This is a genomic window from Telmatospirillum sp. J64-1 (assembly GCF_006980715.1).
In the GTDB taxonomy this organism is placed as follows: Bacteria; Pseudomonadota; Alphaproteobacteria; order Rhodospirillales; family Magnetospirillaceae; genus Oleiliquidispirillum; species Oleiliquidispirillum nitrogeniifigens.
This window is the reverse complement of the sequence record NZ_SBHN01000001.1, coordinates 429,850-450,653: the sequence shown is the minus strand read 5'-3', so window position 1 is coordinate 450,653 and position 20,804 is coordinate 429,850. Positions and strand designations below refer to the sequence as shown.

At 64.4% G+C, this 20,804-nt stretch carries 21 protein-coding genes; 13 read left to right on the top strand and 8 right to left on the bottom strand.

Annotation, left to right across the window (positions count from 1 at the left end):
* Positions 1 to 43 precede the first annotated feature (43 nt).
* Together EPD66_RS02015 and EPD66_RS02010 are read right to left on the bottom strand one after the other, a co-directional pair.
* Positions 44 to 823: a DeoR/GlpR family DNA-binding transcription regulator gene (locus tag EPD66_RS02015; RefSeq protein WP_142846777.1), complete on the bottom strand. Its 780-nt coding sequence runs from the start codon at positions 821 to 823 to the stop codon at positions 44 to 46.
* Positions 804 to 1,661 carry an HAD-IIB family hydrolase gene (locus EPD66_RS02010; RefSeq protein ID WP_142846776.1) on the bottom strand — a complete coding sequence of 286 codons (858 nt, stop codon included), beginning with the start codon at positions 1,659 to 1,661 and terminating at the stop codon, positions 804 to 806. Before EPD66_RS02010 ends, EPD66_RS02015 begins: the two co-directional genes overlap by 20 nt.
* 275 nt (positions 1,662 to 1,936) lie before the next feature.
* Between EPD66_RS02010 and phnD the strand changes: the two genes are divergently transcribed.
* The 6 genes from phnD to EPD66_RS01980 all read left to right on the top strand — a co-directional run bounded on the left by phnD (position 1,937) and on the right by EPD66_RS01980 (position 7,920).
* Positions 1,937 to 2,923 carry a phosphate/phosphite/phosphonate ABC transporter substrate-binding protein gene (phnD, locus tag EPD66_RS02005; protein ID WP_255448326.1) on the top strand — a complete coding sequence of 329 codons (987 nt, stop codon included), beginning with the start codon at positions 1,937 to 1,939 and terminating at the stop codon, positions 2,921 to 2,923.
* A gap of 69 nt (positions 2,924 to 2,992) precedes the next feature.
* On the top strand, positions 2,993 to 3,784 hold the full coding sequence (gene phnC / locus EPD66_RS02000; protein WP_142846775.1) for a phosphonate ABC transporter ATP-binding protein: 792 nt from the start codon (positions 2,993 to 2,995) through the stop codon (positions 3,782 to 3,784).
* A gap of 3 nt (positions 3,785 to 3,787) precedes the next feature.
* On the top strand, positions 3,788 to 4,609 hold the full coding sequence (gene phnE, locus EPD66_RS01995; RefSeq protein ID WP_142846774.1) for a phosphonate ABC transporter, permease protein PhnE: 822 nt from the start codon (positions 3,788 to 3,790) through the stop codon (positions 4,607 to 4,609).
* Positions 4,603 to 5,433, top strand: a complete 831-nt coding sequence (gene phnE / locus EPD66_RS01990; protein ID WP_142846773.1) for a phosphonate ABC transporter, permease protein PhnE — start codon at positions 4,603 to 4,605, stop codon at positions 5,431 to 5,433. Before phnE (EPD66_RS01995) ends, phnE (EPD66_RS01990) begins: the two co-directional genes overlap by 7 nt.
* Positions 5,433 to 6,950, top strand: coding sequence for a glycerol-3-phosphate dehydrogenase (locus EPD66_RS01985; protein WP_142846772.1), 1,518 nt, complete (start codon positions 5,433 to 5,435; stop codon positions 6,948 to 6,950). The genes phnE (EPD66_RS01990) and EPD66_RS01985 overlap by 1 nt, the downstream gene beginning before the upstream one ends.
* 76 nt (positions 6,951 to 7,026) lie before the next feature.
* Positions 7,027 to 7,920 carry an oxaloacetate decarboxylase gene (locus EPD66_RS01980; RefSeq protein ID WP_142846771.1) on the top strand — a complete coding sequence of 298 codons (894 nt, stop codon included), beginning with the start codon at positions 7,027 to 7,029 and terminating at the stop codon, positions 7,918 to 7,920.
* A gap of 30 nt (positions 7,921 to 7,950) precedes the next feature.
* Here EPD66_RS01980 and EPD66_RS01975 read toward each other — a convergent pair whose 3' ends face one another.
* Positions 7,951 to 8,823: an oxaloacetate decarboxylase gene (locus EPD66_RS01975; RefSeq protein ID WP_142846770.1), complete on the bottom strand. Its 873-nt coding sequence runs from the start codon at positions 8,821 to 8,823 to the stop codon at positions 7,951 to 7,953.
* Between the two features lie 116 nt (positions 8,824 to 8,939).
* Between EPD66_RS01975 and EPD66_RS01970 the strand changes: the two genes are divergently transcribed.
* The 4 genes from EPD66_RS01970 to EPD66_RS01955 all read left to right on the top strand — a co-directional run bounded on the left by EPD66_RS01970 (position 8,940) and on the right by EPD66_RS01955 (position 12,610).
* Positions 8,940 to 9,617, top strand: a complete 678-nt coding sequence (locus EPD66_RS01970) for a GntR family transcriptional regulator (RefSeq protein WP_142846769.1) — start codon at positions 8,940 to 8,942, stop codon at positions 9,615 to 9,617.
* Between the two features lie 125 nt (positions 9,618 to 9,742).
* Entirely contained in the window at positions 9,743 to 10,744 is a 1,002-nt protein-coding gene (gene dctP, locus EPD66_RS01965; RefSeq protein ID WP_142846768.1) for a TRAP transporter substrate-binding protein DctP, read from the top strand.
* Positions 10,745 to 10,760: 16 nt separating this feature from the next.
* Positions 10,761 to 11,336: a TRAP transporter small permease gene (locus EPD66_RS01960; RefSeq protein ID WP_142846767.1), complete on the top strand. Its 576-nt coding sequence runs from the start codon at positions 10,761 to 10,763 to the stop codon at positions 11,334 to 11,336.
* Positions 11,333 to 12,610: a TRAP transporter large permease gene (locus tag EPD66_RS01955; RefSeq protein WP_142846766.1), complete on the top strand. Its 1,278-nt coding sequence runs from the start codon at positions 11,333 to 11,335 to the stop codon at positions 12,608 to 12,610. The genes EPD66_RS01960 and EPD66_RS01955 overlap by 4 nt, the downstream gene beginning before the upstream one ends.
* 173 nt (positions 12,611 to 12,783) lie before the next feature.
* Here the strand turns inward: EPD66_RS01955 and EPD66_RS01950 are convergent, their stop codons facing one another.
* The 5 genes from EPD66_RS01950 to dctP (EPD66_RS01930) all read right to left on the bottom strand — a co-directional run bounded on the left by EPD66_RS01950 (position 12,784) and on the right by dctP (EPD66_RS01930) (position 18,696).
* Positions 12,784 to 14,301: a malonyl-CoA synthase gene (locus EPD66_RS01950; RefSeq protein WP_142846765.1), complete on the bottom strand. Its 1,518-nt coding sequence runs from the start codon at positions 14,299 to 14,301 to the stop codon at positions 12,784 to 12,786.
* Positions 14,302 to 14,319: 18 nt separating this feature from the next.
* On the bottom strand, positions 14,320 to 15,642 hold the full coding sequence (locus tag EPD66_RS01945; RefSeq protein ID WP_142846764.1) for a malonyl-CoA decarboxylase: 1,323 nt from the start codon (positions 15,640 to 15,642) through the stop codon (positions 14,320 to 14,322).
* The gene (locus EPD66_RS01940) at positions 15,639 to 16,958 is read right to left on the bottom strand and encodes a TRAP transporter large permease (RefSeq protein ID WP_142846763.1); all 1,320 of its coding nucleotides are present in this window, start codon (positions 16,956 to 16,958) and stop codon (positions 15,639 to 15,641) included. Before EPD66_RS01940 ends, EPD66_RS01945 begins: the two co-directional genes overlap by 4 nt.
* 2 nt (positions 16,959 to 16,960) lie before the next feature.
* Positions 16,961 to 17,581 carry a TRAP transporter small permease gene (locus tag EPD66_RS01935; protein ID WP_185961205.1) on the bottom strand — a complete coding sequence of 207 codons (621 nt, stop codon included), beginning with the start codon at positions 17,579 to 17,581 and terminating at the stop codon, positions 16,961 to 16,963.
* Positions 17,582 to 17,682: 101 nt separating this feature from the next.
* The gene (gene dctP / locus EPD66_RS01930) at positions 17,683 to 18,696 is read right to left on the bottom strand and encodes a TRAP transporter substrate-binding protein DctP (protein ID WP_142846762.1); all 1,014 of its coding nucleotides are present in this window, start codon (positions 18,694 to 18,696) and stop codon (positions 17,683 to 17,685) included.
* A 326-nt stretch (positions 18,697 to 19,022) separates the two neighbouring features.
* Between dctP (EPD66_RS01930) and EPD66_RS01925 the strand changes: the two genes are divergently transcribed.
* Genes EPD66_RS01925 through EPD66_RS01915 form a run of 3 tightly spaced genes read left to right on the top strand, consistent with a single transcriptional unit; the run spans position 19,023 to position 20,787 of the window.
* On the top strand, positions 19,023 to 19,706 hold the full coding sequence (locus tag EPD66_RS01925) for a GntR family transcriptional regulator (RefSeq protein WP_142846761.1): 684 nt from the start codon (positions 19,023 to 19,025) through the stop codon (positions 19,704 to 19,706).
* A complete protein-coding gene (locus EPD66_RS01920) occupies positions 19,703 to 20,455 on the top strand; it encodes an AzlC family ABC transporter permease (RefSeq protein WP_255448325.1) in 753 nt (250 codons plus the stop codon). Before EPD66_RS01925 ends, EPD66_RS01920 begins: the two co-directional genes overlap by 4 nt.
* Entirely contained in the window at positions 20,455 to 20,787 is a 333-nt protein-coding gene (locus EPD66_RS01915; RefSeq protein ID WP_142846760.1) for an AzlD domain-containing protein, read from the top strand. The genes EPD66_RS01920 and EPD66_RS01915 overlap by 1 nt, the downstream gene beginning before the upstream one ends.
* Positions 20,788 to 20,804: the final 17 nt, after the last annotated feature.

The following is a 20,804-nucleotide window of genomic DNA, read 5'->3' as shown; positions in this document are numbered from 1 at the left end:
GGGGGGACGGGAGCGGGTATCCCCTGCTCCCGTCCCTCCTTCTTCAGACCTGCGGCTCGGCGACGATGATCTGGACGCCCGCCCGTTCCAGCGCCAGGCGCAGCTCGGCGGGCGGTTCCTGGTCGGTGATCAGGCCGGCCAGGGCGGAAAGCGGGCCGACCGATTCCAGCAGGCGCGCGCCGAATTTGCTGTGATCGACCAGGGCATAGGTCTCGCCCGCCCGCTCGATCATCGCCCGTTTGATCGAGACGGCATTGCGGTTGACGTCGCTCAGGCCGTCGCTGGAAATGCCGCTGGCCCCGATGAAGGCCTTGTTGGCATGGAACTGGCGCAGATATTCCGCGCTGTCGACGCCATAGACGCCGCCTTCGCGCGGGTCGAATTCCCCCGGACACATGACCACCCGCGCATCGCCGCTGGAGACGTCGCTGGCCACCGGATAGCTGTTGGTCACGACCGTCAGGTCCTCGCCGATCGCCGCCAGGTGGCGCGCCAGATGGCCGGTGGTCGAGCCGGTATCGATCATCAGCACCTCGCCCGGCATGACCAGAGCCGCCGCCGCCGCGCCGATGCGCGAGCGTTCCTCGGTCAGTTCCCGTCCGCGCTCGCGGGCCGGCGGCTGCACGCCCATCGGCCGGGCCGAGGCACCGCCATATTCCCGCGCCACCAAGCCCTGCTTGCTCAGCGCGTCGAGGTCGCGGCGGATGGTTTCCGTGGTCACGCCGAACTTCTCGGCCAAGGCCGAAATGCGCACCAGGGGCGAGGCGCGCAATTCGCTCATGATCAGCGAGCGCCGCTCTTCCTTACGAAGCTTCTGCAGCATCCTTCCCCCTCTGCCCGCCACCGGCCTCGATCAGGCAGGCAGCCAGTTCGCTGAAGCCTTCACCACCGCAGGATCTGGTCAGCCATTGCGGCTGGTGTTGCACCCGGTCGGCGAAGGCCATGAAGTTGGCAACTGCCACACTATGCCGGAAAAAGGCGAACATCGGTTCGTCATTGGGGGAATCCCCCGAAAAGACGACGCTGCGATTGCCTTCGGGCGTGTCGATGTCGATGCCGAACTGCTCGGCCATGATGCGGCGCGCCATGCTCAGCTTGTCATAGCTGCCGAACCAGCCATTGACGTGGATGGACGACACCTTGGCCTGTGCCCCTTCTTCTTCGAAGATGCGCACGATACGCTCTATGTCCTCGCGCGGCAATGGCTGCACGTCCTCGGCGAAATCAACCGCAAGATCGGCCTCGCGATAGGGCTGGTCGACGGAGATCCTGCATCCCGGGATCTCGGCTAGGACGCGGCCTTCGATGCGTTTCAGGCCGTGCTTGTCGGCCCTGCGCGTTTCCTCGTCACGGGTATAGACCCGCAGCATCCGGCGCTGTTCCTTGAGATAACGGAAATAGAAAGCGCCATTCTCGCCGACCACGCCATCGACCGGCCAAAGCCGGGCGATCAGGTCGCACCACCCCGCCGGACGACCGGTCACGGGGATGACCAGGTATCCCGCCGCGCGCAGCTTTTCCATGGCCTCGTAGGCCTTGGCCGGAAGATAGCCGTCATGCGTCAGCGTGTCGTCGATATCGGTGAGCACGGCCCGTACAGCCCGGCGCTCGGCGAGGGGAAACAGGTCCAGGGGCAGAAGAACGGTCCGGGTCTGCTCCATGCTCATCATTCTCCTTGGCTGGCGGCTCCCGCTAGGGCGGGCGCGGCGCGTCACGACGACGCAGGAGCATCATGTTGCACCCTCAACATAGATATTGGCAACTACAACATTATATCTCAAACTCATGTTGCAGATGCCAAGATATGAGCGCTAAGATGCTGCCATGAGGGCTCACCTGACGGCCGCTCAAGACGACGAGCATCGGGAATGTTCGCGGAAACGACAAAACAGCAGGTGGAGGAACGACAATGATGGAGAAAAGGACGCACACCCCGTTGGCGTCTCGCAGCCTTTACGCCCTGGCGGCGGCCGGAATGGCCGCGACCCTGGCGCTTGCCCCGGCCCATGCGAACGAGGATTGCCCGCGCGGCGACCTCGACAGGATGTATTGCGATCGCGACGGCGACCTGACCGCCGATCCGCCGACCGATCCCAGCCAGTTCGTCAATCCCAACACCCTGATCTTCGCCTATACGCCGGTCGAGGATCCGGCGGTCTATGGCGACATCTGGGAACCCTTCATCGAGCATCTGCAGAATGTCACCGGGAAGAGGGTCCGCTTCTTCGCCGTGCAATCCAACTCGGCCCAGGTCGAGGCGATGCGTTCGGGCCGCCTGCATATCGCCGGCTTCTCCACCGGTCCCACCCCCTTCGCCGTTAACCTGGCTGGCGCCGTGCCCTTTGCCCTGATGGGCGGCGAGAACGGCAGCTTCGGCTATACCTTGCAGGTCTATACCCAGGCCGATAGCGGCATCGAATCGCTGACGGATCTGAAGGGCAAGCGCGTGGCGCATACCTCGCCCACCTCCAATTCCGGCAATCTGGCGCCGCGCGCCCTGTTCCCCGCTTTGGGGGTGACCCCCGACAGCGATTACACCGTGGTCTATTCGGGATCGCACGACCAGTCGATGCTGGGCGTGGTGGCTGGTGACTTCGATGCCGCCCCGGTGGCTTCGGAAGTGGTCGAGCGCATGGCCCAGCGCGGCCTCTACGATCCGGAGCAGGTCAAGATCGTTTGGGAATCGGCCCGTTTCCCCACGACCTCGTACACCCATGCCCATAACCTGCACCCGGACCTCGTCGAGAAGATCCGCGAGGCCTTCTTCACCTTCGATTTCCGGGGCACCGCCCTGGGCGAGGAGTTCAAGGACGTGACCCAGTTCATCCCCATCACCTACAAGGAAGACTGGGAAGTGATCCGCCAGATCCAGGCCGCGAACGGCGTGCGCTATACGGCCGAAGGCCTGCAATCCGAGAAGTAACCGGATGAACCCCACGGGCCGGTCGATCCGGCCGGCCCCTTCTTCCTGGTCGGCTTCTTGGAGGGCGTGATGCTCAAAATCAGTAATCTCGTGAAATGCTACGGCGACAGCAAGGCTGTTCTCAGCGACTTGAACCTGGAGGTTCCGGGCCAGAGCTGCATCGCCATCATCGGTGCCTCGGGGGCCGGCAAGAGTACTCTCCTGCGCTGCATCAACCGCTTGGTCGAGCCGACATCCGGCACCATCGAATTGAACGGCGTCAATCTCACCCATCTGCAGGGGTCGAGCCTGCGCATGGCGCGCCGGCGGATCGGCATGATCTTCCAGGGCTTCAACCTGATCGACCGCCTGACGGTGATGGAAAATGTGCTGTCCGGGCGGCTGGGCTACGTCCCCTTCTGGCGGGCCGCCTTGCGCAAATACCCGCAGGAAGACATCGACCGCGCCTTCCACCTGATGGAGCGCGTCGGCATCGCCCATTACGCCAACAAGCGCGCCGACGAATTGTCGGGCGGCGAGCGCCAGCGCGTCGGCGTCGTCCGCGCCCTGATGCAGGAACCGGAAATCCTGCTGGCGGACGAACCGACGGCCTCGCTCGATCCCAAGACCTCGGTCCAGATCATGGAATTGCTGCGGTCCCTGTCCGAGGAATACCGCCTGCCCGTCCTAATCAACATCCACAACGTGCAGGAAGCCAAGGAATTCACCCAGCGCATCGTCGGCATGCGCTTCGGCCGCATCATCTTCGACGGCCTGCCCTCCGATCTCGATGCCGAGGCGATGGACCATGTCTATGACGGCGTCCCGGCGGCCGAGCGCGAAGACGCGCAAGGCGTCATCCTGCGTGCCGCGGCGGGCTGAGCCATGAGCGAGCCGGTTTCCAATCCCCTGGCGCCGCCCGCCCGGCGCACCTGGCGCAAGCCGTCCCTCATCCCCAACCCGGCCCTGCGCTGGAGCCTGATCCTTCTCGTCATCGTCTATTTCGTCTGGGCGCTGTCCACCCTGCCCTTCGACTGGAACCGCATCCAGGAAGGCCTGCCGCGTGCGGCCCGCATCTTCTCCGGCGCCTTTCCGCCCGACCTCAAGCGTCCGGAACTGGTCTTCACCGGCCTGATGGAAACCCTGCGCATCGCCATCCTGTCGACCATCCTGGGGGTCGGCCTCAGCATCCCCATCGCCTTCATGGCCGCGCGCAACCTCGCGCCCAAGCCGGTCTACCTGCTGGGCCGGGGCATCATCATCGTCGCCCGCAGCTTCCATCCCATCATCGTCGCCATCCTGTTCGTCAAGGCGGTCGGCTTCGGCCCGCTGGCAGGGATCCTGACGCTGGCCATCTATTCCATCGGCTTCGTCGCCAAGATGCTGGCCGAACGGATCGAGGAGATCAACTGGGGGCAGGTCGAGGCCCTGCGCGCCGCCGGGGCGGGCTATTTCATCACCCTGATCTATGCCGTCCTGCCGCAGATCATGCCGCGCCAGATCGGCCTGACGATCTATCAGTTCGACAGCAACCTGCGCGCCTCGGCGGTGGTCGGCATCGTCGGCGCGGGCGGCATCGGCGCGACGCTGATGAACGCCTTCCGCCGCTACGACTACGACTTCGCCTTCGCCATCACCTTGATCATCATCGCCGCGATCCTGCTCAGCGAAGCCATCAGCGGACGGATTCGGAGGAAGCTATGGTAAGCGCCGCCGAAGATACCCCGATGGCCGGCATGGGCGCCGCCCACCGCGCCTGGAGCCGCCATAGCCCCCGCGAGCGCTGGACGCGCTATGCCGTGACCCTGCTGATCGGGTTGGCCGCCTATTGGTCGATCTACAACATCGACATCGACCCGGAATGGGTGATGGATGCGCCCGTGCAGATCGCCGACCTGTTCATCCGCATGTCGCCACCCGACATGTCGCGCCTGCCCAGCATCGCCAGCGCCATCGTCGAGACGCTGAACATCGCCACCATCGCCACCGTGCTGGGGGTCCTGGTGTCGATGCCGGTGGCTTGGCTGGCGGCGCAGAACACCACGCCCAACCGGGCCACGCTGTGGCTGGGCCGCGTCATCCTGGTGTCCAGCCGCTCGGTCAACACCATCATCTGGGCGCTGCTCTTCGTCGCCATCTTCGGGCCGGGCGCGCTGGCCGGGATCATCGCCATCATGTTCCGCTCCATCGGCTTCCTGGGCAAGCTGATGAGCGAGGCCATCGAGGAAATCAACCGCGCACCCATCGAGGCCTTGGAAGCGGTCGGTGCGTCGCGCATGAAGATCATCCTCTACGGCATCATTCCGCAGGTGGTGCCGACCTTCGTCGCCGTGACCATCCTGCGCTGGGACATCAATCTGCGTGAATCCACCGTCCTGGGGCTGGTGGGGGCCGGCGGGATCGGCCTGATCCTGCAAGGTTCCATCGACACCTTCGCCTGGCAGACGGTGTCCACCATCCTGCTGGCGATCATCGCCATGGTCGTCGCCGGCGAAGCCCTGGCGGCCTGGCTGCGCAACAAGGTGATGTGATGAGTCTTCCCCATTACGACATCGCCGTTATCGGCGGCGGCATCAACGGCACCGGCATCGCCCGCGATGCCGCCGGCCGGGGCCTCAAGGTCTTCCTGTGCGAGCAGGACGACCTGGCCCGTGCCACCTCCTCGGCCAGTACCAAGCTGATCCATGGCGGGCTGCGCTATCTGGAATATTACGAGTTCCGCCTGGTCCGCGAGGCCCTGATGGAGCGCGAAGTGCTGCTGCGCGCCGCACCGCATATCATCTGGCCGCTTCGCTTCGTCCTGCCTCATCACAAGGGACTGCGGCCGAAATGGCTGCTCCGCCTGGGCCTGTTCCTCTACGACCATCTCGGTGGCCGCCAAATCCTGCCCGGCACCACCAGGTTGGACCTGCGCAGCAGTCCGGAGGGCCGGCCCCTGGACGGGCAATACAGCACGGGCTTCGCCTATTCCGACTGCTGGGTCGACGACGCCCGGCTGGTGGTGCTGAACGCCCTGGACGCCCAGGCCCGGGGCGCGGCGATCCACACCCGCACCCGCTGCGAAAGCTTCCGCCGCCAGGGGGACGGGTGGCTGCTGCGCCTGAGGACCGCCGAAGGCGAAAGCTTCGAGGTCACCGCCCGCGCACTGGTCAATGCCGCCGGTCCCTGGGTGACCGAGGTGATGAAGCGGGCCGAGGGGGTGAAGCGCAGCGCCGATCTGCGGCTGGTCAAGGGCAGCCATGTCGTCATCCGGCGCAAGTTCGAAGGCTCCCATTCCTATATCTTCCAGAATGGCGACGGCCGCATCGCCTTCGCCATTCCCTATGAGGGCCAGTTCACCCTGCTGGGCACCACCGACCTGTCCTACCAGGGCGACCCGGCCAAGGTGGCGATCGACGACAACGAGATCGACTACATCCTCGATCTGGTGAACCAGTATTTCACCGAGAAAGTCAGCCGCGACGACATCGTCTGGACTTATTCCGGCGTCCGCCCGCTCTATAACGACAAGAGCGCCAATCTCTCGGCCGTCACCCGCGACTATGTCTTCGACATCGATGCCGCCGAGGGCGAGGCGCCGCTTCTGTCGATCTTCGGCGGCAAGATCACGACCTACCGCAAGCTGGCCGAACATGCGCTGGAAAAGCTCTCCCCGCTGCTGGGAGGCATCGCCAAGCCTTGGACGGCCAAGGCCCCCCTGCCCGGCGGCGACATCGCCGATGCCGATTTCGATGCCTTCCTGCGCGAGGCGGCAAGGCGCCTGCCCTGGATGCCGGCAGGACTGCTGACACGCTATGGGCGGCTTTACGGCACGCGCCTTTACGACTTGGTGGGCACGGCACGCAGCGAGGCCGCGCTGGGCCGCCATTTCGGCGCCGGTCTCTATGAAGCGGAGCTCGACTTCCTGATGCGCCGGGAATGGGCCCGCACCGCCGAGGACGTGCTGTGGCGGCGGACCAAGCTCGGCCTTCACCTGGACAAGAGCCAAGCCGAGGCCGTCGCCGCCTGGATGGCACAGGCGGCCGAGGCCCAGCGCCTGTCCGCCTGAACCACCCTCCTTGTTATGACAGGTCGGCGCGACTAGCATCGCTCTCCAGCGATTTCCAGCCAGGACGAGTCCCGCCATGCGTAGAACCACGCGTTTCCGCCAATTGGTCGAACAGCCGGAGATCCTGGCGATGCCCGGCGTGCATGACGCCTTGAGCGCCCGGATCGCCGCCGAGGCCGGTTTTCCCGCGGTGGTCATGGGCGGCTTCGCGGCCACGGCGTCGCTGCTGGGCGAACCGGATACGTCGCAGCTTTCCCTGTCCGAACTGGCCGATCATTACGCCCGGCTTTGCGACGCGGTCGACATTCCGGTCTTCGCCGATGCCGATACCGGCTTCGGCAATGTCACCAATGTCGCCCGCACGATTCGCCTGCTGGAGCGGGCCGGGGTCGGCGGGCTGTTCATCGAGGATCAGGTCTTCCCCAAACGCTGCGGCCATACCGCGGGCAAGGCGGTGATCCCGGCGGAAGAGATGGTGGCGAAGATCAAGGCGGCCGTGGATTCGCGCCAGGATGCCGATCTGGTCCTCATGGCCCGTACCGACGCGCTGGCGGTGGAAGGAATCGATCAGGCCATCGAGAGGATCAACCTCTACCGCGAAGCCGGGGCCGACCTATTGTTCGTCGAGGCGCCCCGCGACCGGAACGACATGCGGCGCATCCTGGACGAGGCGCCGGGCCATCATCTGGCCAACATGGTCGAATTCGGCCTCACCCCGGAAATGACCGCCGCCGAACTGGAAGAGATCGGCTTTGCCGTCGCCATCTGGCCCGTTTCCTCGGTGCTCGCCGTGACGAAGACCCTGCGCGCCCTGTTCGCCGATTTGCGTCAGGCAGGGACGACGCGCCATCTGCACGACCGGTTGGTCGGCTTCAAGGACTTCACCGATCTGGTCGGCCTGCCCCGGGTCAGGCAGCGGGAACAGGACTGCCTGGATGCCGCCCGCGCCCTCGTCTCGGAAGGGAAATAAGGGGGCGCATCGACCGCCCCCTCCCCATCCTCAATCGGCATGGGCCTTGTCGAAGGCCCAGACCCGCTCGAAGCCCAACAGCTTGTTGAAATCCGAGAAGGAATAGAGCTGATCGAGCAGCCGGTCCGAAGACCCCTGTTCCTTCAGCGCACCATAGACCGTCTCCAGCGCCTTGCCGGCGGCCAGGAAACCGGTTCCGGGGAAGATGGCGAGGCGATAGCCGATGCGCTCCAATTCCTCTTTCGGCAGGACGGGGGTGCGGCCGCCCTCGACCATGTTGGCGAGAAGCGGCTTGTCCAGGCTGCGGCCGATCTTCTCCATCTCCTCGACGCTTTCCGGCGATTCCACGAACAGGATGTCCGCCCCGGCCTCGGCATAGGCCTCGGCACGACGGATGGCTTCGTCCAGCCCCAGGCTGGTGCGGGCATCGGTGCGCGCCACGATCAGGAAATCGGCGCTGGACCGGGCCTCGGAGGCCACCCTGATCTTCTTGACCATCTCGGCCATGGGAATGACCCGGCGTCCCGGAGTATGACCGCATTTCTTGGGAAATTCCTGGTCTTCCAACTGGATCGCCGCCACGCCGGCCGCCTCGTAGCCGCGTACCGTGTGATCGACATTGAGCAGGCCGCCGTAACCGGTATCGGCATCGGCGATCAAAGGCGTGTCGGTGCCCTGGCAGATGACGGCGGCACGGCCCACCATGTCGCTATAGGTCGCCAGCCCGGCATCGGGGATGCCCAGATGCGAGGCCACGGTGCCGTAGCCCGTCATGTAAAGGGCCTCGAAGCCCATACGGTCGGCGATCTTGGCGGAAATCATGTCGAAGACGCCGGGCGCCACCACCAGCCCCGGCTGGGCCAGCCTTTCGCGCAGTTTCCGTCTCTTGGCTTCAGGGGTCATTGAACGTTCCTCGTTATGCTCGGCCGGATTTGCTGGCCTTGTTGCCATTGTCTAAGTTGTATACAATAGCCACGATGCTCTGCCAAGCCCCCCCCGTTCTCCGGAGTTTCCCCGTCATGAGCAAAAGCAACAATCATGGGCATGCCGCCGAACATGCCTATCACGCCATCAAGGGGCGCCTTCTGCGCAACGAATGGCCGGACGGGACCTATCTGCGGGAGACGGAACTGGCGGAAAGCCTGGGCGTCAGCCGCACGCCCGTCCGCGATGCCCTACGCCGCCTGGCGGTCGAGGGGCTGGTCGAGACCATCCCCAATGCCGGCACGCGCGTCCGGGGATGGAACGCGCAGGATCTCGACGAGATTTTCGGCCTGCGCTCGTTGCTGGAAGGCTATGCCGCCCGCCTCGCCGCCCAGCGTCTGAGCGAGGAGGAAATCGGCGAATTGCGTACATTGTGCGAGGAGATGGAAGCCATCGTGGCAAGAGGCAGCGAGGACCGCAGCCGCCGCGAAGCCCTGGCCCCGCTGAACGAGCGTTTCCATACCCTGATCCTGCAGGGGTCGCGCAACGGCCGCCTGGCCCAGATGACCCGGCAGGTCGTGTCGATTCCCCTGGTCCTGCGCACCTTCACCCGCTACGAGCCCGAGGAAATCCGCCGCAGCATGTCCCATCACCGCGAGATGGTGGAAGCCTTCGCCGCGCGCGACCCGATCTGGGCGGAAAGCATCATGCTGGCCCATCTCCAGGCCGGTTTCGCCGTCATGAAGCGCAACCAGGCTAATCCAACCGGCTAGGTAGGTTTCCTGCTGCTCCTCCGTGGTTGACGCTGCCTTCATTGCCTGTATACAATTTCTCGAACCCGGGCCGAAGACCCGCGGTCATTCGATAACCGGCAAAAGCCGGAACAGGGAGTGAAACGATGAAGAAGCTGATTGCCTCGGCAACCATGGCGCTTGGCCTCATGGCGGTTGCCGCTACCCCCGCTTTTGCCGAACGGACGTTGCGCGTCTCGCTGCAGGTCGCGACCAATCATCCGGTCGGTGCCAATGTCGTCTACTTCAAGGAACAGGTCGAACAGATCTCCAACGGCGAGATCAAGATCGAGATCTATGATTCCGCCCAGCTCTACAAGGGCAGCGAGATTCCCCAGGCCGTCAGTTCCGGCGCCATCGACATGGGACTGGTGCTGATCGACGAATTCGCCGGCACCCTGCCCGCCACCGGCCTGTTCAGCGTCGCCTTCATGTTCCCCAGCTACGAGGTTCTGGCCAAGGCCGCCGACCCGGAAAGCCCGGTGCGCCAGGAACTGGACGAGCTGATCCGCACCACCGGCGCCCGCGTGCTGTGGTGGCAGGATTACGGCCCGGTGCAGCTGCTCACCAAGGGCAGGAATCCCGTGGTCATGCCCGAGGACATGAAGGGCAAGAAGGTCCGCGTCCTCGGCAAGCCGTCGGGCGATTTCATCAATGCCGTGGGCGGCATCCCGGTCAAGGTCGGCGGGGATGAACAATTCATGGCCTATCAGCGCGGCACCGTCGATGTCGGCATGACCGGCACCACCGCGATCAAGTCGCGCAAGATCCACGAGGTGATGGATTCCGTCACCATCACCAACCATGCCCAGACCGAGTTCCTGATCGTCATCGGCGACCGGTTGTGGGACTCCCTGTCAGACCAGGAACGGGAATGGCTGACCACCGCGGCGCGCGCCGCCGAGCAGAAGCTGCGGAGCGAGACCGAAGCGGAAAACCTCGAAGCCGAAAAATACATCGAGGAAAACACCAACATGAAGGTGATCCGCCTGACGCCCGAACAGGTCGTGGCTTGGCAGAAGGCGGCGGAACCGGCGGTCGAGGCCTATATCCAGTCCGCCGGCGAGACGGGCCGCAGGCTCGTCGAAATGATGCGCGCTTACTACTAGGCGGGACGACACGCCCATGAAGGACGTGACGCTGGGCCGACAGCGCCCCATGGTCGTCGGCCCCGTCCTGGCTGCCGTCGACGCAATTTCCACCGCCTGCATGTGGCTGGGCTACGGCTTGGTCATCGCCATCACCTGCGCCCTCTTCTACGAGGTCGTGGCCCGCTACGTCTTCCTGGCGCCCACCATGTGGGCCCAGGACCTGTCGATCACGGCGCAGATCTGGTTCACCTATCTGGGCATGGCCTATGTGTTACGCCGGCGGGAGATGATTCGCATCACCGCCGTCGCCGCCCTGCTGGGGCCGACGGGCCGCCGCATCGTCGAGGCCTTCGCCCTGCTCAGTATCCTGGCCTTCAGCCTGATGGCCGTCTATTTCGCCTGGGGCGTGATCGCCGATTCCCTGCGCCTCGGCCGCCGCCAGCCCACCATGCTCGAACTTCCCAACTGGATCGCGGAAATCCCGGTGCTTCTCGGCTTCGCCCTGCTCGCCTTGCAGGCCCTGGCCGAACTGATCCGCCTGCCGTTCCAGCCGGCGCCGGATTTCAGTCCCGGCGGCGAGCATGCCGTCGAAGAGGAGCCCGGCAAATGACATTGGTCATCGTTATCGTCGCCCTGCTGGCCCTGATGTTCAGCGGCCTGCCGGTGGCTTTCTCCCTGGCCGGGCTCGGCACGCTGATGCTGGTGGCCAAGGACCTTCCCCTGGTCATGGTGGCGCAGAACCTGTTCGGCGCCATCGACAATTTCGTCCTGCTGTCGGTGCCGCTTTTCCTGCTGATGTCCAACATCCTGCTCAAGGGCGGCGTGGGGCGCGACCTGTTCGACGCCGTGCAAAGCTGGGTCGGCCATTGGCCGGGCGGGCTGGGCGTCGCCGCGCTCCTGTCCTGCGGCATGTTCTCGGCCATCTCGGGCAGTTCGGTGGCCACCGCCGCGACGGTCGGCGCCGTCGCCATCCCGGAAATGACCAAGCGCGGCTACAGCAAGTCTTTCACCCTGGGCCTACTCGCCGCCGGGGGGACGCTGGGCATCCTCATCCCGCCCTCGATCCCACTGATCGTCTACGGCGTCATCACCGAGGAAAGCATCGGCAAGCTGTTCCTGGCCGGCATCGGGCCGGGGCTGTTGCTGATCGTGCTGTTCAGCATCTATGCCGTGGTCTACGCCATCCTCAACAAGGACACGCAGATTCCCCTGCCCAAGGCGAATTGGGAACAGCGCCGGAAGAGCTCGGTCCGTGCCATTCCCACGCTGGTCCTGGCGGCGATCATGGTCGGCGGCATCTATAACGGCATCTTCACGCCCACCGAGGCCGCCGCCGTCGGTGCGGTGGTCGCCTTCATCCTGACCGCCTTCGTCCTGCGCACCATGAACCTTCAATTGTTCATGGAAGCGGTACGCCAGACGGTTTCCACCACCGTGGTGCTGTTCCTGGTGGTCATCGGCGCGAAGATCTTCGGCAAGGCCGTGACCCTGTATCAGGTGCCCGCCCAGGTGTCGCAGCTTTTCGATACCCATGCCGCCACGGCAGGCATGTTCCTGCTGATCGTCGCCGCGATCCTGCTGTTCATCGGGCTTTTCCTGGAAAGCCTGTCGATGCTGCTGATCATGGTGCCGGTGCTGCTGCCCAGCGTCATCGCCCTGGGGGTGGACCCGATCTGGTTCGGCATCTTCTTCGTGGTGCTGATCGAAGTGGCGCTGATAACGCCACCCGTGGGCCTGAACCTCTTCGTCATACAGGCCGTGGCGCAATCGCCCTTGGGGGTGGTGATCCGAGGGGTCAGCCCGTTCATCGTCCTGATGCTGCTGTCCGTGATCGCCCTCTGGGCCTTCCCGGACCTGGTCCTCTACATCCCCTTCAAGCTTTGAATTCATATTTGCCCTCTGCCTAAGCGCGCGCCTCCGCGCGCTTGGCCGCGGCCTCAATGGCCGCTAGTCGCAGCCTGCTTCACTTTTGACGCAGGCTGCTCCAGCCAGAACGGCAGAGGCCGGTTCCGAGAAATCGGAACCGGCCTCGCTGCTTTCCAAGAATGACTACGCTTTTAGGAAGCGAAGGCGTTCCGATAGCGCTCCCTCAGGACGTTCTTCTGCACCTTCCCCATGGTGTTGCGAGGCAAGTCCTCGATGAAGAAGATCTGCTTGGGAACCTTGTAGGCGGCGAGTTGCGAGCGCAGCGCGCCGATATAGAAGGAGGGCTCGCAGGGACGGCCGCCGCCCGTGCTGATGACGGCCACCACGGCTTCGCCGAAATCGGGATGGGGCAGGCCGATGACGGCACTTTCGTTCACCCCTTCCAGACCGTCGAGAGCCAGCTCGATCTCCTTGGGATAGACGTTGTAGCCGCCGGTGATGATCATGTCCTTGTCGCGGCCGACAATGGTGACATAGCCGTCCTCGCCGATGGTCGCGAGGTCGCCGGTGATGAAGAAGCCGTCGGGCCGGAATTCGGCGGCGGTCTTTTCCGGCATGCGCCAATAGCCCTTGAACACATTGGGGCCCCGAACCTCCAGCACGCCGATCTGACCCGGCGGCACGGAAGTTCCGTCCTTGTCGCACACCCGCACCTCGACGCCCGGCAAGGGCAGTCCCACAGTCCCGGCACGGCGTTCGCCGTTCAGGGGGTTGGACGTGTTCATGCAGGTCTCGGTCATGCCGTAGCGTTCCAGGATGGCATGGCCGGTACGCTCGCGGAACTGGTGGTGGGTATCGGCCAGCAGCGGCGCCGAGCCGGAAATGAACAGGCGCATGTGACGGGTCAGCGCGCCGGTGAAGTCTCCGTGGGCTAGCAGGCGGGTATAGAAGGTCGGCACACCCATCATCACCGTCGCCTTCGGCAACAGGCGGATCACTTCGTCGGCATCGAATTTCGGCAACAGAAGGACGCGCCCCCCGTTATAGAGCATCAGGTTCAGGGCGACGAACAGGCCGTGGGTGTGGAACAGCGGCAAGGCATGCAGCAGGACGTCGTCGGGACGGACGCCCCAGCTTTCATGCAGGGCCTGGGTATTGGAGAGCAGATTGCCATGCGACAGCATCGCGCCCTTCGACCGCCCCGTGGTGCCGGAGGTATAGAGGATGGCGGCGATATCGTCGGTCTCGCATTCGGCGACGGTGGAAAGGGGAGCGCAAGACGCCGCCTGGTCCACCAACGAGCCGTCACCATTGCCGCCCAAGGTGAAGACATGATCGACACCGGTGCGGGCGGCGATGCCCTTGACCGCCGCCTCGCTGGCGGGACGGCAGACGACGACACGCGGCTCCGCATCCCCCAGGAAATATTCCAGCTCGCTGTCCGTATAAGCGGTGTTCAGCGGTAGATGAATGGCGCCCACCTGCAGGCAGGCCAGATACAGATAGACGGTCTGGGCCGATTTCTCGACCTGCACCGCGACGCGGTCGCCCTTGGTTACGCCCTTGGCGGCAAGCAATGCCGCCATGCGGCCGGTTTCGTGCCGCAGCTGGTCGAAACTGACGAGGCTGCCGTCCGGAAGCTCCATGAAGGGCGCGCTACCGTCCGAGGGAAAGCGCTGAAGGAAGATGGCGTAGAGGTTCTGGTTCATGTTTCCTTCCTCACATACTCAAGCGGCAGCCAGGGTGCGTACAGAGCGGGATGTAATGATGCGTCCTTCGGTCAGAAGCGCTTCGTGATTGCGTTCGATCTCCGGCAGACGATAGGCGTAATTGACCATCATGCCCGCCGATTCCTTCAGACCCTTGGGCGAGGTGTTGGCCATCCAGTTGAGCTGTTCCAGCCGGGCACCGTTGCCCAGGTGGAAGCGCGCCACCGGATCGCGCGGCATGTCGCCGCGCCGGGCCTTGGCGAGATAGCGCGCGGCGGCTCTCAGCAGAGGCATGCGCAAGGCTTCCGCCTTGTCCGCATCGGCGTGCCACCCGCGTTGCGACGTCGCCTCCAGAAGCAGGCGCGCCTCCTCCGACGGGAACAGAGGCTCCTTTCCTTCCGCCTGTTCCTTCAGCCATCCCATGAAGCCGGGGATGGGCGACAGCGTGGCGAAGGTCCGCAAAGACGGCATCTCGCGCGACAATTCCTCGACCACCTGCTTGATCAGGAAATTGCCGAAGGAGATGCCGCGCAGGCCCTCCTGGCAATTGCTGATGGAATAGAAGATGGCTGTCGAGGCCGAACGCGCCGCCGCCTCGTCCACGGCATCGGACAGGATGTCGCCGACATTGTCGCTCAGCTTATGCACCAGGGCGACCTCGACGAAGATCAGCGGCTCGTCCGACATGGCGGGATGGAAGAAGGCGAAGCACCGGCGGTCCGGCGCCAGGCGGCGGCGCAGGTCTTCCCAACCCTGGATCTCGTGCACCGCCTCATACGCGATCAGCTTTTCCAGGATCGAGGCGGGCGTGTTCCAGTTGACGCTCCGCAGCACCAGGAAGCCGCGATTGAACCAGGAAGAAAGAAGGTGCTGGAAATCGGCATCCACCACCTTCAGTTCAGGATGGTCCCGCAGCAGCCGGCCCAGCGCCGCCCGCATGGAAACCACGGTGGCGGTCCCGCCGGGGGCCATGTTGATCCGCCGGATGAGTTCCTGCCGCGGCGGTTCCACCACCTGGCCCAAGCGCGCCAGGGCTTGATGGTCCGGCGCGGAAGTATAGGCCTGCGCCGCCTTGGTCACCGCTTCGGGATCGGGACTGTAGGCCTGCACCAGGGTAGTGAAGAAATCGAGGTGACGTTCGGGCGGCAGGGCCGCCCAGGCCTGGGCCACCTCGCGGGCAAGGGCGGTGCCGGTGGCCTCCCCCCTTCCCGACAGCAGATCGCGGCATAATTGCTCGATTGTCTTCGTCCCGCCCGAACCTCCCGTCGTGGAGATATCCAGGATTTCACGGCCGCGATCGGCAATGGTGGACAGCAGGTCGAGGAAGAAAAGCCGGTTCATGTGGCAGCCCCCATCACCATGTTGGGCAGCCATGTGGCGATGCCCGGGAACAGGCACAGCAGAATGATCGCTACGACCATGCAGCCGACATAGGGCAGCGAGCCGAGGAGGATCGTCTGCAACCTAATCTCCGGCGCAATACCGTTGATGACATAGAGATTGAGACCGACGGGCGGGGAGATCAGGCCGATCTCCATATTGATGGTCAGGATGACGGCGAACCAATAGGGATCGAAGCCCGCGCTGGTGATGACCGGCAGCAGAATCGGTGCCGCCATGACGATGACCGCCACGGGGGGCAGGAAGAACCCACAGACCAGCAGGAAAAGGTTGATGAACAGCATCAACAGCCAGGGGTTCAGCTCCATGGCGATGATCGAGTTGGCAATGGCCTGAGTGATGTAGAGACTGGACAGCATGTAGCTGAACACGCCGGCGCCACCCACGATGATCAGGATCATCACCGATTCGCGGGTGCTGTCACGCAGGATGCCCCACAGCTTGCTCGGCTGCCACATGCGATAGATGACCACTGCCGTCAGCAGACAGGCCAAGGCGCCCACCGCCGCCGTCTCGGACGGAGTCGCGATACCACCGTAGAGGGCATAAAGAACCGCAGCGACGATCAGCAGGAAAGGCAGGACCCGAGGCAGAACCTCGAAACGCTGGCGCCACGTATAGCTGACCGGGATCAAGGCGGCGGTCGCGCGCCCCTGCCGCCAGGTCGAGAACAGCGACCAGGCCATGAACAGGCCGGTCAGCATCAACCCCGGCACCAAGCCCGCCAGGAACAGGCGGCCGATCGAAGTCTCCGTCGCGATGCCGTAGACGATCATGGTGACGCTGGGCGGGATCAAGATGCCCAATGTACCACCGGCGGCGATGGAACCGGCTGCCACGCTATCCGGGAAACCACGCTCGCGCATGGCGGGGATGCCCATCTTGCCGATGGCCGCACAGGTCGCCGGAGAGGAGCCGGACAAAGCGGAGAACAAGGCGCAGGCCCCGAGATTGGAAATGACCAACCCACCGGGTACCCGGGTCATCCAGCGGTCCAGGGCGGAATAGAGATCGCCACCGGCACGCGACGAAGCCACGGCCGCCCCCATCAGGATGAACATGGGGATGGAGAGCATGGCGAAGCTGTCGAGCTTGCCGAAGAACAGTTCCGGCACCAGCGACAGGCTCGACAAGCCGTCAAAGAGAGCGAGGAAGCCGATCGACACCAGCAACAGCCCGATGCCGATGGACATGCCGCAGAACAGAATCAGGGTCGTAATGATGCCCACCAGGGCACCCAGCATCAGGGGATCCATGATTAGTGCTCCTTGCGCAGGGCGCGGTCAGTGGCATCCTCTTCATCGTCGATCCCGAAAGGCTTGTCGCGACCTGTAGCCACGGCCAGGAAGTCGGCCAGGAGTTGCAGGAACCAGACAAAGAAACCGATCGGAATGGCGGAGTAAGAAGGCCAGAGCGCAGCTCCCCAGACGGACGGCGAGCGCCAGTTATAGACATAGGCCTCGAGCGCCATCTCGAAGCCGTAATAGGCCACGATCAGGCAGACCACCATCGCGAGAAGCAGGCACAGATAGTAAAGGACGAAGCGGGCTCTTCCCCGCAGGTAGATCGGCAGCAGATCCACATTCACATGGCCGCGCGCGCGTTGCACGTAAGGGGCGCCCAACAGCGTGGCACCGATCATCAGGTAGATCACCACCTCGGTCTGCCACACCGTAGAAGCATTCAGGACATAGCGTACGAATACCAGCTGGCAGACCAGGGCGACGGCGACGGCGATCCCGATGGCGGCCAGAATGCCGCAAATCAGCGACAGGCCGTTGACGGCCCGAATGAACAGCCAAACGAATCCGCCGTCCCTTGCCTCGTCTCGGGCCGGGGCTTCAGCCTTTGCCGCAGTCGTCTTCATGGACAATGACATCTGACTCCTCCTGGAATGCCTGGGGATCTCGTCCCGGCAGGAGGGGAAAGGATGGGGCGGCCATCACAGGGAGGCCGCCCCGGTTTCAAGCGGTGTTTCGCCTAGTCCACCGACAAAGCGAGGTCGAGCAGCTTCTGGCCGTTCGGCGTGGACGCGACGAAGGCCTTGTACGAGCTGGCAGCCGCGAGCTCCCGCCAGGCCTCGTAGGCCTGCGCATCCATCATGGCGATCTCGACGCCGGCATTGCGATAGACGTCGATGGCCTCGTTGTCCTCGCGGGCGGCCTCTTCGGCGTAATAAGCCTCGGCCTTGGCGGCACCGGCACGCAGGGCTTCACGCTGTTCGTCGTTCAGGCTGTCCCAGCTGCGCTTGGACATGACCAGCGGCTGGTACATGAACCACAATGCATAATCGCCCGGCGGCGTATAGCACTTGACCTGTTCATAGAGCCGGTAGGAAACGAAGCTCGAGGACGAGGTGTTGACGGCGTCCAGCACGCCGGTCTGCATGCCGCTGTAGATTTCCGAACTGGGCATGGAGGAGATGGAGGCACCGGCCGCCGCCAGCATTTCCTCGAAGGCACGGCCGGCAGCACGGGTCTGCATGCCCTGCACGTCCTCGGGCTTGACAATGCACTTGTTCTTGGCGGCGAATCCGCCGGCCAGCCAGCCCCGCACCAGCGTCACGACGCCGCCGTCGTTCATGATCTTTTCGATCTCTTCCATGAACTCGGAATTGTTCAGCCGCGCGGCATGCTCGTGGTTCTTCACCAGGGCGGGCATCAGCGTCAGATTGAACTCGGGATGGCGCCCGGCCGCGTAGGCCAGGGGCAGAACGGCCATTTCAAGCTGCCCCCGGGTCAGGGGCGTCCACTGATCGTTCGGCTTGAACAGCGAGGCGTTGGGGAAAATCTGCAGTTCGAGGCCGACATCGGCATTCTTCACTTCTTCGGCTACGATCTCGACGATCTTGTGGCGAACGTCATTGGTCGACCATTGATGGGAAACCCGAAGACGCTCGGCCATGGCCGGGGAAGCGACGGCCATCGTCGCGGTTACGGCGACGGCAAGCGTGGCGACACGCGCCAGCGCAGTCTTGTACGCGGACTGGGACATGAGACGTTATCCTCCTGTTTGTTATGCGCCGCCGGATCTGTTTGCTGCCCGGTTTCAGCGATAAACATCTTAAGCGTACTCATCACCGCACCCGCACGTCCAGCATTTTTGAATACCAGGATGCGTTCTTAAAATACCAAACTCCACCAAACTTCCTTGTCGCATTGCACAAAAAAGAACCGTAATTCATGTCCAACTGCCGGAAGACCGCCATTTCCGGCCATCGCAGGCGCAAAAAGCCGGACTTTACACCCGATCGGCATTGCCGCAACAGCCTATGTCTGGTATACATAAAAGGCCATTCAATATGCCGGATGATGAACGGAATGAGTGAAGATCGGCCGAATCGCGCCGCGCAGGTAGTCCGTCAACTGGAGCACGATATCGTGACCGGTGCCCTGAAGCCGGGCGACCGGCTGGACGAACGGCAGTTGAGCGAACGCTTCGGCACCTCCCGTACACCGGTCCGCGAGGCGCTGCTTCAGTTGATGAATTCGGGCCTCGTCTCTTCCATCCCCCGCAAGGGTGCCGTCGTTGCCGCCGTCACCGTGGCCGACCTCCTCGAGATGTTCGAGGTCATGGCGGAGCTTGAAAGCCTGTGCGCGCGCCTCGCGGCCCGCCGCATGCAGCCCGAGGAAGTCGCCGAACTGGAACGCCTGCACCTCGCCTGCAAGCGTCATCTCGATGCCGGGGATCATGACGGCTATTACCTGACCAACGTGGCCTTCCACGAAGCCATCTATGCCGGCGGCCGCAACAGCTATCTCGTGCGCAACACCAAGCAGGTGCGCAACCGGCTTTCGCCCTACCGGCGGCTCCAGCTCTACCGCAAGGGCCGTATGGCCTCGTCGAACAGCGAGCATGACGCGATCGTCGCGGCCATCAAGGCGGGCGACGAGGATCTGGCGGCCAATATCATGCGCGATCATGTCACCGTGCAGGGCCAGGCCCTCAACGATCTGATCGCCATCCTGCCGCGCACCTATCTGGACGAACGAGCCTCGGCGTGACGCAACTGGCGCAGGAAGACCCCGCCGATACGGGCGCCGCGCTGTCATCCACCGCCTGGCAGGCCGGGCGGGATTCCGCCGTGGTGGTGCTGACCTTCCTGCTGATGTTCACCGGCGTCGGCCATCTGAGCGCTCAGGCGGGGCTGAGTGCTCCGCAAACCGCCATCATGACGCTGTTCACCGTCGCGGCCCCGGCCCAGGTCGCCGCCGTCGAGGTGCTGTCCGGCGGGGCCTGGGCCTCGGCCATCCTGGCGGCGGCCATCGTCAATCTGCGCTTCATGGTCATGATCGCCGCCGTCGCGGCACGTCTTCCCCCCTCGGGCTGCAAGCCTGGGGACAGGCTCCGCCAGTCGGCCACTCTGGGCCTGCTCTCGGCCAGTTCCTTCGCAGTGGTGCTGACCCGGCTGGGTGAGGGGCGCATCGCCCGCCCCGCCCTCTATACAGGCCTCGTCGGCGCCTTCTGCGCGGCCTCGGCGGTCGTCGGTGCCGTGGCCGGCCATGCCCTGGGCAGCATCCTGCCCCCGGAACTCGGCCGCGCCCTGACGCTTCTGGTGCCCTTATACTTCGCCACGCTGATCCTGCGCCAGCGCGCCGACCGCCCGGTCCTGGCCGCCGCCATCCTGGGCGGCGTGGCGATCCCAGTCCTGGGCCTGGTCCTCGGCAACCTGTCGATCCTGATCGGTGGAGTAGCCGTCGGGATCGGCCTGGCGCTTTGGGAAATACGGCGCAACAGGAAAGAGGCTGCCTGATGCATCCCCACGGCCTCGAGGAATGGCATCTCTGGGCCGTGGCGCTCGGCTGCGGGGCGATCACCATGGCGCTCCGCCTGGGACCGATCCTGCTGATGGGCGGCTCGCCCTTGAGCGCGCGGACCCGCCGCATGCTCGATCTGGCGGGCTATGCGGTATTGGGCGGGATCGTCAGCCTTGCCGCCCTCAAGGCGGGCGCCGCCGATCTGCGCGCCCTGACCGCCGTGACCCTGGCGCTGGGCGCGACCATCGGCCTAGCGGTATGGCGCGGCTGGACCCTGCTGGCGGCGCTCGTCGGCATGGGCCTCTTCCTGCTCGTACAAACCATCTGACAAGAACAAGCAAATTG